Annotated in this window: 9 protein-coding genes; 5 read left to right on the forward strand and 4 right to left on the reverse strand. The window is 65.1% G+C overall.

Annotated features, from left to right (window positions below):
* From ELR45_RS34490 to ELR45_RS03255, 3 genes are all read right to left on the reverse strand, one after another.
* Positions 1-508, reverse strand: a 508-nt coding sequence (locus tag ELR45_RS34490) for a 4a-hydroxytetrahydrobiopterin dehydratase (protein WP_165367431.1), incomplete at its 3' end; no start/stop codon positions are given.
* 104 nt (positions 509-612) lie between these two features.
* The gene (locus tag ELR45_RS03250; RefSeq protein WP_129663324.1) at positions 613-987 is read right to left on the reverse strand and encodes a helix-turn-helix domain-containing protein; all 375 of its coding nucleotides are present in this window, start codon (positions 985-987) and stop codon (positions 613-615) included.
* 278 nt (positions 988-1265) lie between these two features.
* A complete protein-coding gene (locus ELR45_RS03255; RefSeq protein WP_205855762.1) occupies positions 1266-1979 on the reverse strand; it encodes a VOC family protein in 714 nt (237 codons plus the stop codon).
* Positions 1980-3523: 1544 nt separating this feature from the next.
* Here ELR45_RS03255 and ELR45_RS03265 point away from each other — a divergent pair.
* The 5 genes from ELR45_RS03265 to ELR45_RS03285 all read left to right on the forward strand — a co-directional run bounded on the left by ELR45_RS03265 (position 3524) and on the right by ELR45_RS03285 (position 13765).
* Positions 3524-5563 carry an N-6 DNA methylase gene (locus ELR45_RS03265; protein WP_420813780.1) on the forward strand — a complete coding sequence of 680 codons (2040 nt, stop codon included), beginning with the start codon at positions 3524-3526 and terminating at the stop codon, positions 5561-5563.
* A gap of 72 nt (positions 5564-5635) precedes the next feature.
* Positions 5636-7618 (forward strand): type I restriction-modification system subunit M, encoded by a 1983-nt coding sequence (locus ELR45_RS03270; RefSeq protein WP_129663328.1) that lies wholly within the window; start codon positions 5636-5638, stop codon positions 7616-7618.
* A complete protein-coding gene (locus ELR45_RS03275) occupies positions 7615-8856 on the forward strand; it encodes a restriction endonuclease subunit S (RefSeq protein ID WP_129663329.1) in 1242 nt (413 codons plus the stop codon). The genes ELR45_RS03270 and ELR45_RS03275 overlap by 4 nt, the downstream gene beginning before the upstream one ends.
* A 3-nt stretch (positions 8857-8859) precedes the next feature.
* Positions 8860-12063, forward strand: a complete 3204-nt coding sequence (locus ELR45_RS03280) for a type I restriction endonuclease subunit R (protein ID WP_129663331.1) — start codon at positions 8860-8862, stop codon at positions 12061-12063.
* A 127-nt stretch (positions 12064-12190) separates the two neighbouring features.
* Positions 12191-13765 carry a serine/threonine-protein kinase gene (locus ELR45_RS03285; RefSeq protein WP_129663333.1) on the forward strand — a complete coding sequence of 525 codons (1575 nt, stop codon included), beginning with the start codon at positions 12191-12193 and terminating at the stop codon, positions 13763-13765.
* A gap of 76 nt (positions 13766-13841) precedes the next feature.
* Here the strand turns inward: ELR45_RS03285 and ELR45_RS34495 are convergent.
* A partial coding sequence (locus tag ELR45_RS34495; protein WP_205855763.1) for a helix-turn-helix transcriptional regulator occupies positions 13842-14255 on the reverse strand: 414 nt, incomplete at its 5' end.

The following is a 14255-nucleotide window of genomic DNA, read 5'->3' on the forward strand; positions in this document are numbered from 1 at the left end:
CCAGCCGATGGAACGACACCGCCGGCCCTTGGCCGAGCGGATCGACCAGGGTGTCTTCCTCGTTCATGCTGTTCAGCTCACTGTCGTAGCCGAGCACGGCCTGCCAGAACGGACGGATGGCCGGGATGTCCGCCGCGTAGACGGTGATCTCGAGCACCTGTGCCGCACCCTGTCTGCCGTCGCCAAATCCCAGCCAGGTACGCAGGCCCATGTCGGCGACGGCTGCTGAGATGCGGCCGGCCAGCCCGACGTCGTCGGAGGTGATGGCGGCGTCCGCGACCTGGCGAAGGGTCAGGACCACCCGTCCGGGCCTGATGTCTATGCTCAGGCGTTCGTCGGCATCCGGGCCGCAGGCCGCGACCGCCCGTGTTGAGACGTCAACCGCCTGGCTCAGGGACTCCACTTGCACGGACGTGCCCAGCACGCCCAAGACGTAACGCCACCCAAGGTTGGTGGCCGCGTCGTTTCCGTTGTTGAACTCCGCTGGTTGGTACCCGATAGCGTTCATGGCGACGAATCTGGCATACCGCCTCTACGCCCACTGACACGGAAAACACCGTGCCGCGCAGCGCCGCGGCATATCGCCACACGGCGCTGCCGGCTCAGCAGATCTCACGTCTGCGCAGGTCCAAGCCTCCTCCGGAGTGTTTCACTCGGCTGTTCCCCGAACCGACTGCGGTACTCCCCCGCGAACTGACCGTAGTGGCTGAACCCCCATTGGCGTGAGATCCGATCGATGGTGGGGCCTCCGGGACGCCAGGTCAGCAGTGCCTCACGCACTCGATCCAGCCGCACGTTCTTCACGTACGTCGTGGGCGACACGCCAAGATGCCGCTTGAACCGCATCTGGAGGATGCGCTCACCGACACTGACCCGACGGGCTAGGTCAGCGGTGTTCTCTATGCCCTGCGGGTGCTCGTGGACGATTTCCAGCGCGTGTTTCATGTAGTCGGGAAGAGCCGAGTCCGAGTCCTCGCTATCCGTCATTGCAAGGTCCCCCTGTCATTTCCACGTGCACGCCTCGCCGCTCCACTGACGACGTGGGGCCACAACCGCGCACATCCGTGTTCCCGGCTCCGGCGCAGTACACCGCGGCCTGACGATCGCCGATCAGTCTTGTGGGACGTATACGGCGAACGCAACCGTTTTCACCGCATTTTGCGAAACTACGTAGGAATCATGTGGAAACTACCTACACGACCCGAAAACGACGTCCACGGACCGAAAACGACGCCGACGCGCTCCCCCAGCGCCGGCGACCAACGCTACCGACCGTGCAACGCGACAACGCCGACTTCGTTGCCGGCCGGGTCAGCCAGCACCTGGCAATCGCCCGCGGGATGCTCGGACACCCACGTGGCGCCGAGTTCACGAAGCGCCCGTCTGCGACGTTCCGCCTCGCCACGGCTGACGCAGACGTCCACGCGTATCGCCCTGTGCCGCGCATCCGATGGGTCGATCTGGCGAAACCGGATCGTCGGGCCTTGGCCCAGCGGGTCGACCAGCGGATCCTGCGATCCACGACTTCCCGCCTCGCCGTCGTAGCCGGTGGCCGCCTGCCAGAAGGGCCGGACCGATGCGACGTCAACCGCCTCGACGACGAGCTCGACCACTTGCATCGAACGTGAGCCACCACGCCCGACACCGATCCCGGTCAGCAAGCCGAGATCGGCCACAGCTGTGCTGATCTTCCCGGCCAGCTCGATATCCCGGGCAGTCACCGACGCTGACTTCGCCGACTGCAGCGTCAAGAGCACCCGTCTCGGGCGGATGTCAGCGGACAGGTGGTCGTCCGCGTCTTGACCGCAAGCGGCCGTCGCCCGGGTTACTACATCCGCTCCTTGCGTCAGCGACTCCACGTGTACGTGGGTGCCGAGCGCGCCGTGGACGTATCGCCACCCGAGGCGCCTCACTGCGTCCGTTGCCTGTTCTGGAGTCGGGCCTTCCGGATTCTCTGCCATGTGTTCTGTAGAGTCCATGCCCGGCATCTTCCCGACTGCCCGGTTCCGTTCGAGCTATGGGTGGCGGCCCACCGCGGCCTACCGCGCCCGCCAATTTGGGACCACTCAACCCCCGGCGCCCTGCCACGCCGGCCCTGGCGTTTTCGCTTCCTTCCGTTGGTGAGGAGGGAACGGTCTCGTTGTTATCCCGAGGGCCGAGGGGATGTGGAAGATTTGGACGAGCCGATCTCCTCTGGTGATCTTGGCCCGGGGTACCAGGGCTTCGATTAGGCCTTGCGTTGGTTCACAGTTCCTTCGCTCGTTAGCGCGCGTCGCGTTCCTAGTTTGGACGGAGGCCAGCAGTCAGAACAGTTCGTCCTCGCTGAGCGGTCGTCAAGTCGCCGACCAGCCAGTGGCTTCGTGGACGGCCGATGCCGAGTCCTGCGAGCCCGGCCGAGGAGTTTAGCGGTCGAGCTTGCCGCGAACTCGGGATAGAGGTTAGTGAGCAGGCGAACGATGCGAGCGGTGGCGTTTCCGGCCGAGACGCGGTCAGGCAGACCGTCGCCCGAGCCCCGCCAAAGCCCGGCGCGGCCGTACATTGCCGTGACCATGAGGATGCGCAGTGCGGAGAGGATGACGAACTCGGCGCCGGACTTCTAGAGCTGGCGCCTTGGTATCGACGAACGTTGAGAAAGGCGCCGCACGGCTGGCCCCTCGGATTCGACTTCGACTGTGTCAATGACGCTCGCGTGAGCCGGGGGCGAAGTCGCGTCGGTCCATGGACATCGCGACGTTCTGGGCAACCTTGACGCCCTTGACGTTGCGGTCGTAGAAGATCTAGAGCGCGTCGTCCACGCCGAGTCCCCAGTACAGCTCGAAAGGATCCGCACGACCGAGAGCCGCTCCAGCGACAGCCCAAACCGTTCCGGGTTGTCGTAAAGCTCGTGCCACGCACTTGGCCTGGGTCTCTCCGTCGACGGCGACGACCGGGCGAGCGGCGTGTGCCCGACATGGTGAACACGTTGGCGCCTGCGGCAAGTTCGTCGCTGATCGAACCGCGTTCGCCCGCCAAACACAGTGTCCCGACGGCGACCAGCCCGCGCTGTGTCGGCCCTTGAGTCCGTCGGCGATGCAGTGAGCGCATGGGGTGATGTTCTTGCCTTTGGTTGTTGAAGCGATCCTCTGCTGTACCTCGCCGCGGAGTTCGGCGTTGCGACACTGCAAGCCCAACAGGAATGGCACGGCCCCCTTGTTCTCTTGGTGCGGGACAAGGGAACGAGCTGGATCAGGGTAGACGACACCACCGTTCCGATAACCGCGTCGGTGCCGAGCCGCATACGGTGAGACGGCCACCCTCGGCCTCGGGTGTGGGCCGCGGCAAGACACGCGACTCCTGGGATGGAGTGAGGCAGGTGAAGCCCAATCGGTGGGCACGGCCACGAGTATCCCTCGTGCGACTTCACCAAATCAGTTCACCTGCGCACTGAAAGCGCTGTCAAACACCAACTCCTCATCAAGCTTGGCTAATCTCTGTGTACGGGGTACAGTCGCCATATTCCGCTGATCGCTGACGACAGGACGCCGTGTTGCCCGACCTGACTACGCAGGTGACCGCCGCCGAGATCTCCCGGCTGGCGGGCGTCACGCGCGCCACGGTGAGCAACTGGCGACGCCGCCACCCAGACTTCCCCAGCCCGATAGGTGGTACGGACACGAGTCCTGCCTACGACCTCGAATCCGTTCGCGAGTGGCTGGCCAACCGCGGCCAAGTGCCGGAGGCGACACCGCAGGCGGAGCTGCGCATCGCCCTGCGTGGGGCTCCCGACGGACGGGCGCTGGTCCGGCAACTGCTGCCGCTCGTACCGCCGCTGGCGGGTCTACCTCGGGAGAGGTTGGCGAAGCTCGCCAGCCTGCCCGACGAGTCGTTCGGCGCGGAGCTGGCCGCGGCGGCGCGCGAACACCACGGTGAACTTCCCACGATATCCAACCCGGCGGCCCGAGCGCTGCTGCGCTGTCTCGACGCACATGGCGCGGAGACGACATTGCAGGTCCTCGCTAAGCACTTGCCCGACGCCGCGGCAGCCGGGATGTACACGACCCCGCGCGGACTAGCCGATCTCCTGGTTGCGTTGCCGGATCGCCTCGAACGAACCCTTGATCCGGCCTGCGGGGGCGGCGGGCTGCTGGCTGCGGCGGTACGAGCGGGAGCCTCATGCGTACTCGGTCAGGAGATCGCCGAAGATCAGGTCGCGTTGGCGCGGGTCCGTGCTGAGATCTCAGTCCCCAACAGCGAGGTACACCCTGGCGACAGCCTCCGCTCGGACGCCTTTCCCGACGAGCAGGTCGACGCCGTGGTGTGCAACCCGCCATTCGGCATCCGTGACTGGGGCCACGACGAACTCGCCTACGACTCGCGCTGGGCCTACGGCCTGCCGCCACGCTCGGAGCCCGAACTGGCGTGGGTGCAGCACTGCCTCGCGCACCTGAGCGCAGACGGCGCCGCGGTAGTCGTCATGCCGCCGGGTGCGGCCGAACGATCCGGCGGCCGACGAATCCGCGCCGAACTCGTACGCACGGGCACGCTGCGGGCGGTGATCGCGCTGCCGCAAGGCGCGGCACCGCCGCTACATGTCAGCCTGCAGCTGTGGGTGCTGGCTCCGCCGCCGAAAGCCGATCCACAGCCGATCCTGTTCGTCGACGCCTCGACCGAGCCGCACCGCAGTCGCGAGATCGACTGGAACTCTGTGTCGAAGCGGGTCTTGACGGCGTGGCACGCATTCCGTGAGGACCCCGAATGCGTTGAGCCGGAACCCGGCTTCGCTCGCACCCGGTCGGTCGTGGACCTCCTCGACGACACCGTTGACCTCACCCCACAACGACATGCGCGGGTCGCGACCGTCCTCGACCCGGACCGCCATGATGCGCTCGCTCACGAACTACGGGACCGGTTGCGACGCACGGGAAACGCTCTGGTCGGTCTCAGCGATGAGCAGCTGTGGCAGACCGCGGGATCAGAACCGGTGGCGTGGCGAACGGCCACGGTCGCAGACCTCTTGCGCGGCGGCGCGCTCACCCTGTACCGCGCGACACCGACGCGGGAGACGGTGCTGCCCGGCGCCGGCAAACCACCATCGATGCTGACCCACCACGACGTCCGCACCGGTGAACCACCGTCCGGCTCCCTGCACGACAAGCCGGTCGACAAACTCATCCCGATCGAAGCGGGCGACGTGCTGCTGCCGGACACGCTGCACGACGCCAGCTCGATCACGGTCCGCGTCGCCGGCGAGCGCGACTCGGGCAGCGTCCTCGGCCCGCACCTGTTCCTGCTGCGCCCGGACCCGGAACGGCTGGACTCCGACTTCTTGGCCGGATTCCTGTCCGCCGACCAGAATATCCAAGGCGCGACCGTGGGCACCTCGATCCAGCGACTGGACATCAAACGGCTACGGGTGCCGCTCATCCCAATGGAACGCCAATGCCTGTATGGGCAAGCATTCCGCCGCGTCCGAGCCATGCACTCAGCGGCGAACCTCGCCGCGAAGATCGCACGTGAACTTGCCGATCAGTGGGCGCTCGGCCTAACCAGCGGGGCACTGCTGCCGCCGGAAGACAGTTCGTGATCCCACCGCTGACAATCCGCCACCAGATCCGGCACCATTGTCCACCATCGATGAAGACCGAGGGGAACGTCGTTGAACACCAACAAGCACAAGAAGCTAGCCAACCACGTCTGGTCCGTGGCCGACCTGCTGCGCGGTGACTACAAGCAGTCCGACTACGGCAAAGTGATCCTGCCGTTCACGGTGCTGCGCCGACTCGAATGCGTGCTCGCACCAACCCGTGAAAAGGTGCTCGAAACGCTCGAAAGATACCGTGACCGCGACATCGACGTCGATCGGTTTCTCCGCAAGGCCTCCGGCCACCGCTTCTACAACACCACCCCCCTGACGCTGAAATCGATCGCGACCGATTCCTCGCACGTCGCGCGCAACCTCACCCAGTACATCGGCGGGTTCTCCCCGAACGCCTACGAGGTCCTGGAGCGCTACGACTTCGCCCAGCAGATCAAGAAGCTAGACGGCGCCAACCTCCTTTACAAGGTGACCAGCACGTTCGCCGATCTGGATCTGCGGCCCGAGGTCGTCGACAACCACCAGATGGGCTACACGTTCGAGGAACTGATCCGGCGATTCGCCGAACAGTCCAACGAGACCGCGGGCGAGCACTTCACCCCGCGCGAGGTTATCGAACTGATGGTGAACCTGCTCATCGCCCCCGACGACGACGCGCTGAGCAAACGAGGCGTCGTGCGCCGTGTCCTGGACCCGGCGTGCGGCACGGGCGGGATGCTCAGCGCCGCCTACGAGCACATCACGAGCCTCAACCCGGACGCGACCGTCGACGTGTTCGGCCAGGAGCTCAACCCCGAGTCCTGGGCGATCTGCCGGTCCGACCTCATGATCAAGGACCAGGACCCCGACAACATCAAGTTCGGCAACTCCTTCAGCGACGACGGCCACCGGAACGGCACCTTCGACTACCTGCTCGCGAACCCGCCGTTCGGCGTCGAATGGAAGAAGGTCAAGGAGGACGTCGAAGACGACCTGGAACGGCTCGGCGAGAACAGCCGCTTCTGGCCCGAGCTCCCCAGAATCAACGACGGATCGCTGCTGTTCCTGCAGCATATGCTGTCGAAGATGAAGCCGGCCGAGCAGGGCGGCGGCCGCGTCGCGATCGTCTTCAACGGCTCGCCGCTGTTCACCGGGGCCGCCGGGTCCGGCGAGTCGCAGATCCGCCAGCACATCCTGCAGAACGACTGGCTCGAAGGCATCGTCGCGCTGCCGGACCAGCTGTTCTACAACACCGGCATCTCCACCTACTTCTGGATCCTCACCAACCGCAAGAGCCCCGACTACCAGGGCAAGGTCGTGCTGCTCGACGCCCGCGACCAGTGGCAGAAAATGCGCAAATCCCTCGGCGACAAACGCAAATACATCGACCCCGATCAGATCGCCGATATCAGCCGCCTCTATGCCGAAGCGCTGCACGCCGCGAAGGACGAGAGCCACCCGCAGCACGCCAAGGTCAAGGTCTTCAACAACGACGACTTCGGCTACCGCCGCATCGCCGTCGAACGCCCACTCAAACTGCGGTTCGAGATCAGCGAGGACGCTCTCGCCGCGCTGCGCGAGGCCAAGCCGATCCAGAAACTCGACGCGCCCGAGGAATTCCTCGAGACGCTACGCCCACTGCTAGGCAAGACCTGGTGGAAAAAGACCGAAGCCGTCAAGGAGATCCGCCAAACCGTAACCCATGCCAGACTTACTTGGCCCACCGGCACCCCGTTCGCGAAGGCGCTGCGGGACGCCGTTGGCGTCCGCGACCCCGAAGGCGAAGTCCAGACCATCAAGGGCCAACCCGAGCCCGACCCCGAACTCCGCGGCTACGAGAACGTGCCCCTCGACGAGGACGTCGAAAACTACCTGAATCGCGAGGTCCTCCCACACGTTCCCGACGCCTGGATCGACCACACCAAGACAAAAATCGGCTACGAGATCCCGTTCACCCGGCACTTCTACGTGTACGAGCCGCCTCGCCCGCTGGCGGAGATCGATGCCGAACTCAAAGCACTCGAAGCGGAGATCCAGGAACTGCTGGGCGAGGTGACGGAGTGACCTGGCCCACACTCGCGCTCCGTCGCGTCTTCCGGATCGTCAATGGAGGAACGCCGACCGCCGACGAAGAAAACTGGGGCGACGAGGTCCCCTGGGCAACGCCTGCTGACTTTCCCGGAAACTTTGGGGATATCCGGTCGACCCGACGTGGACTGACACGACGCGGAGCGTTGACGGGATCGAGGATTGTGCCTGCAGGTTCGATACTGGTTTCGACGCGAGCTCCGATTGGTTACGTCGGCCTCGTTTCAGAGCGCATGGCCTTCAATCAGGGATGCCGCGCTCTTGTGCCGTCCGATAACACCTACACCCGCTATTTCGGTTACCAGCTCTCGGCACTGACTAACGTTCTCCAAGCGAATGGACAGGGAACAACGTTCCTTGAGCTGTCATCTGACAAGTTGTCTGAGACCCGGGTGACAGTTCCTCCGTTGGAGGTGCAGCGCCGAGTCGCCGACTTCCTCGACGCCGAGACCGCCCGCATCGACAAAATTTCCGGTCTGCTCCATGATTTCGAATCTCAGGTTAAGCATCGTGAGCAGTCTGTCCTGGGAAGAATTCTTAATGCTGGCGTCTCGTGCACTGCTGCAGAGCTTCCCGTAGGCTGGAAATGGTCGCGGCTCATGTTCCTGGCGGATCCGTATCGCCAGATCATGTACGGGATTGTCCTGCCAGGGCCGAACGTCGCCGATGGGGTGCCCATTATTAAAGGTGGAGATGTTGCGGCGAATCGATTGTCGGTCGAAGCACTTAGTCGTACGACGTATGAGATCGAATCTCGATACGAACGCTCCCGGCTACGAGGGGGCGATCTCGTGATTGCGATTCGCGGAAGCGTTGGGGAAGTTGCCGTGGTTCCAGATACGCTCACCGGGGCGAACCTGACGCAAGATGCGGCGCGTATCGCAGCCAGTAAAGGCGTCGACAGGGGCTGGCTTCGCTTGGTTTTGGAGTCGCCGATCGTTCAGGACCAGATCCGGAGCCGGATCACCGGCGCGACCATAAAAGGAATCAACATTTGGGATCTGGAGCGCGTTCTTGTCCCGACACCGCCTACGAGGCTTCAAAGGGAACATGCTCAGCAAGCCCAGGAGGCGCTGGCTCTGCACGAAAAGCTAGTCGAGAAGCGGCGGCGTCACGTGGCTCTTCTCGCCGAACGCCGCCAGGCGCTGATCACCGCTGCTGTCACCGGGGAGTTCGACGTGTCCGCTGCTAGCGGGCGAGGGATCGAGGAGTAGCCGATGAACCCGATTCATCACGAGATCGTGTTCGGGACCGCGATCGTCGACGCGATGACCGAGCGCGGCTGGGAGCTGGGCGCTGCCTCCGACTACGACGCCGAGCTCGGTCTGTATACCGGCGAGCTGTTCACATTCATCGGGGCTACCCAGCAGGCCGAGTGGGACGAGTTGCTCACCTACTACGGCGGTGACGCCAACGCGGCCCAGCGCGGATTCGCACAGCGGGTCGCGAAGGCCATCGACACCGACGGCGTGCTCGACGTGCTACGCAAGGGCGTCAAAGACCGCGGCGTACGCATCCGCCTGGCCTACTTCAAACCGTCGCTCGTCGCCTCCGAGTCAGCGCTCGACGATTACCGCGCCAACCGGCTCACCGTCGTCCGCGAACTGGCCTACGCCGCAAAGCAGGCCGACCGGGATAACCGCCTGGATCTGGCGCTGTTCGTCAACGGTATCCCCGTCGCCACGGCCGAGCTGAAGAACCCGCTGACCGGGCAGGGCGTTGAGCACGCGAAGAATCAGTACCGCTACGAGCGCGATCCCAGCGAACTCATCTTCGCCAAGCGGGTGGTCGCGAACTTCGCCGTCGACCCCGATCTGGTGTTCGTGGCAACCGAGCTGCGGGGCGAACGCACCCGGTTCCTGCCGTTCAACACCGGCTCGAACGGGCCGGGCCAGCCCGGCGGCGCCGGCAACCCGGCAGCGGTCGAGTTCGGCAAGTACGCCACCTCGTACCTGTGGGAGCAGGTGTGCGAGCGGGACAACTGGCTGGACTTGCTTGAACGGTTCGTGCACGAGCATCGCGAGAAGGGCGTCAACGGCCGGCTGAAGAAGTCGCTGGTCTTCCCGCGCTACCACCAGTGGGACGCCGTTAAGAAGATCACCGCGCACGCCGCCCGTCACGGCACCGGCCACGACTATCTGGTCATGGCCTCCGCCGGTTCCGGGAAATCGAACACGATCGCGTGGCTGGCCTACCGGCTGTCCTCGCTGCACACGCCTACGAACCCGGCCGAACTCGACCCGGAGGCGCGGGAGAACGGGCTCACACCGGGGACGCCGGTGTTCGACAAGGTGCTCATCATCACCGACCGCCGCAACCTTGATGCGCAGCTGCGTGCCACGGTGGGCAGTTTCGAGCAGACCGCGGGCACGGTTGTGGCGATCGACGAGAGGCAAGGCTCGAAGTCTGAGCAGCTGGCGAAACGCCTGTCCAGCGAGCAGGGCAAGATCATCACGGTCACACTGCAGACCTTTCCCGCGCTGCTGGACTACCTGCGACAGAACCCCACCGAGATCAAGGGCGCCAAGTTCGCAATCATCGTGGACGAGGCGCACTCCTCGCAATCCGGCGACGCTGCCGGGGACGTGCGCAAGGCGCTGCGCGGACTCGCGCTCGACGCCGACGACGACAGCGACGAGGTCGGAGCGACCGAGGCGAAAATCGACAAGGACGACATCGAGGCCAAACTCAAGCAGCGCGTCGCCGAACGCGCGAAGAACCCGAACTTGTCGTACTTCGCGTTCACCGCCACTCCGAAAGCCAAGACCCTGGAGTACTTCGGCGTCCTCGGCGAACACGAGGGCAAGCCCGCGTTCGTGCCGTTCCACACCTACTCGATGCGGCAAGCCATCGAAGAAGGCTTCATCCTTGACCCGCTGCGCAACTACGTGACCTACGACACATACTGGAAGCTGATCAGCAACAACCCCGACGACCGCGAGGTGGACCCGGCCAAGGCCACCCCCCAGCTCGCCCGCACCGCCGTAATGCATCCCTCGACCGTGTCGCAGCACGCGCAGGTGATCGTCGAACACTTCCAGGCGCACACGCTCGGACGTCTCGGCGGGCGCGCGAAGGCGATGGTCGTGACCGCGTCCCGGCAGAGCGCGGTACAGATGTCGCGGGCCATCAAGAAATACATCGCAGGCCTACGCGGCCAGGGCAAACTCCGTGGCGACATCGGGGTGCTCGTCGCGTTCTCCGGGTCGCTGACCTACGACGGTGAGGAGGTCACCGAGTCCCAGGAGAACGGCGGCCTGCCCGAGGGCGCGCTGCCGAAGGCGTTCGCCTACACCCGCGCCGATGACCTCACCACCCGCAATGGCGGGGCCGGGCAGCCCGAGTACCGGATCCTTGTGGTGGCGGAGAAATACCAGACCGGGTTCGACCAGCCGCTGCTCACGACGATGTACGTCAACAAGAAGCTCGGCGGCGTCTCGGCAGTGCAGACGCTCTCGCGGCTCAACCGGACGACCAACCGCAAGACCCAGGCTGATCTGGCGGTGCTGGACTTCGTGAACGACGCCGAAGCGATCCAGGAGTCGTTCCGGCCGTACTTCGAGGACGCGGCGACGCTACCCTCGGATCCGAATCTGCTCTACAACGCGCAGAGCCGTGTGCTATCCGCGCAGATCCTCGTGGATGCCGAAATGATCGAGTTCGCACGAGCGTTCCTGGCCGCCGAACAGGTCGCCGGCAGCAGCGAGGCGAAGTGGGCGAAGCTGCACGCCGAGCTCTACCGGCACATCGCGCCCGCCGTGGCACGCTACGAAACCCTGCTGAACGATGAGACCCTTTCGGAGCTCGCGGAGCAGTTCCGACAGGATCTCGGCGACTTCGTCCGCAAGTACGGGTTTCTGTCGCAGATCGTGCCGTACCAGGACCCCGAGCTGGAGCGGCTGTATCTATTCGGGCGGCACCTGCTCAACCGGCTACCGCACGGCAAGGACGGCGGCGTCGACATCGGCGAGATCGATCTCAGCCACCTACGAGTGGAGAAAACCGGTGAACACGATCTCGGGCTCACGCCGGAGGGCACCGCGGAGCTACGCGGTTTCGGCGACGGAACCGGCGCTGGCAAGGACCAGGACAAGTCGCTGTTGTCGGAGCTGATCGAGCGGTTCAACGACCGGCATGGCACCACGTTCACCGAGGATGATGTGGCGCGGCCGTTCAACGAGACCGTCGAGGACGAGAAAGTCCGGCAGGCCGCGATCGTCAACACCGAGGAGAACTTCGGGGCGGTCTTCGATGACGTCTTCGAGGACAAGATGGCTGACCACATTGACACCATCGCCAGCCTTGGAGACCAGTACTTCAGCAGTCGTGACAGGACGTTCAAGGAGTCGCTGAACCGCAGCGCTCGCAGCGCAGCGTGGCGGCTGATCCGCAAGCAGGAGGGTATTGACGACGCCGCGTGAAACATGCCCTGGCGGCTTGTCGTCAACGGCCTTCCTTGCACCCGGTGGACTCCAGATCAGTCGCGCGGGATCATGAGTCGGCGGGGCGTCAGTCGGTGCAGTGTGACGGTCGGAGGTGAGAGGACGCGTGGCGGACACGGTCGGCCGTCGCTACGAGCTGCGCGACGAGATCGGCTCCGGTGGTATGGGCACGGTCTGGCGAGCGTTCGACGTCGTGCTCGACCGTGAGGTAGCGGTCAAGCGAATCAACCCGCGAGCGATCGGCAGCGGGGAAGCGGTACAGGAACTCGCGAAACGCTTCCAACGCGAAGCTCGCGTCACCGCGCGAATCCTGCACCACGGAGTCCCGCAGGTCTACGATGCCGGGCTCGACAGCGGGGTCGCTGAACTGTATTTGGTGATGGAGCTCGTGCACGGCGTGCCGCTGCGCGCGTTCATCGACCGGCAGGTGGCGCTGCCTGTCAGCTGGGCCGCGGCGTTCGGCGCACAGATCGCGACGGTGCTGTCCCACGCGCACGCGGTTCCGGTCGTGCACCGGGACCTCAAACCGGAGAATGTGCTGGTCACTCACGACGGCGCTGCGAAGGTCCTCGACTTCGGCATCGCCGCCGTGCTGCGGCCTGACGCGGCCCGACTCACCGCGACCGGAGCGCCCATGGGCACGAGCCTGTACATGTCCCCGGAGCAGATCCGGGGCAGGCAGGTCACCCCACACAGCGATCTCTACGCGCTCGGCTGCGTGCTCTACGAACTGGTGTCGGGCTATCCAGTGTTCGGCGGGGACACCGACATCGACCGGTGGAATCGGCATCTCGACGCCGCTCCGGTGCCGTTACAGGAGGTGTGTGAGGACGTTCCCGCCGAACTGGATCATCTGGTGCTGGAGCTGCTCGCGAAGGCGCCAACCGAACGCCCCGCCGACGCCGCAGAGGTCTACGAACGGCTGCTGCCATTGCTTCCCACCCTCGGTTCGACACCTGAAGCGAGTGGGGCGGGATCGAGCGGGATGCCAGACCCGACGCTGGTGTTCCGCCGCCCCAACGCGCCGGGGAGCAGGCCCGATTCCGGTCCAGTTTTCGAGCGCGCCAGCGCGGCGGAATCGGCAGCAGCTGCTTTGGTGGTGCCGCGCACCACCTTGCGAGAGTCCATGGAGGACGCGGTCATCCGGGCGAACGTACTGTTGGAGGAAGAGCGGTTCCTCCAGGCCGCCGAAGTCCTAGACGCCGCCATCGAACCGGCGGGCAACGTCCTCGGCGCGGAGAATCCTCAGGTGCTGCAGCTCCGGTTGCGCCGGGCCGCGATCCTCGTCGTCGCAGGCGAATATCGCCTCGCGCGGCCCGAATTCGACGCGCTCGCAGATGCGTTCGCCCGAACCAAAGGGCCGGGCAGCGGCGACGCCGTGGAATGCGTGCGGCAGTCCGCGTACTGCCGGGCCGAGATGGGCCAGGTCGACGAAGCGCTCCTCCGGTTCCGTGACGTCCTGGACAGGATCAGCAGCGAGCGCGGCGACGGAACCGACACCGCACTCGAGGTACGTCGCAACATCGGCGAACTGCAGGCGGCGCGCAACGACATGGACGAAGCCGAGCGGACGTTGCGTGCACTGCATGACGACCTCATGCTCGTCAAAGGCAGCGACAACGAAGACACGCGCTACGTCGCCGAGCTCCTTGAGCGACTTCGGCCAGTGAACCCGGGATGAGTTCCAAAACCGAGGCGAATGCGCGGCCAGCGGTTGATGATCATGGGGACACAGCGGAGGAACGGGGTGCACCGCGTTAGCGTGCGAGCGTGTCCGAGGGCAGCTCCCCGTAGCGCCTGCGGTAGTCGGCGGCGAAACGGCCGCTGTGGTTGAGTCCCCATTTGGCGGACACCTGGCTGACTGTGACCATGTCCTGCTCGGAGGCTGTGAGCTCGTCATGGATGCGTTGCATCCGCACCCGGGTCAGGTACTCCTTGGGCGCCACACCCAGATGGTGCGCGAACCCCTTCTGCAGCGTCCGCACTCCGACGTTGGCCGCCTTCGCCAGCGACCTCACCGAGTGCTCCCACTCGGGGTGGTTCTCGATCAGCTCGCGCGCGATGCTCACGGCATAGTTCGGCACCGGCGAGTGCTCCGTGTCGTCGAGCAGCTCTGAGTAGTTGTGTAACTGTGTCATCAGTAGAGCGGACGTCAGCCATTCTTCGAACTC

This window comes from Phytoactinopolyspora endophytica (assembly GCF_004138495.1).
GTDB lineage: Bacteria > Actinomycetota > Actinomycetes > Jiangellales > Jiangellaceae > Phytoactinopolyspora > Phytoactinopolyspora endophytica.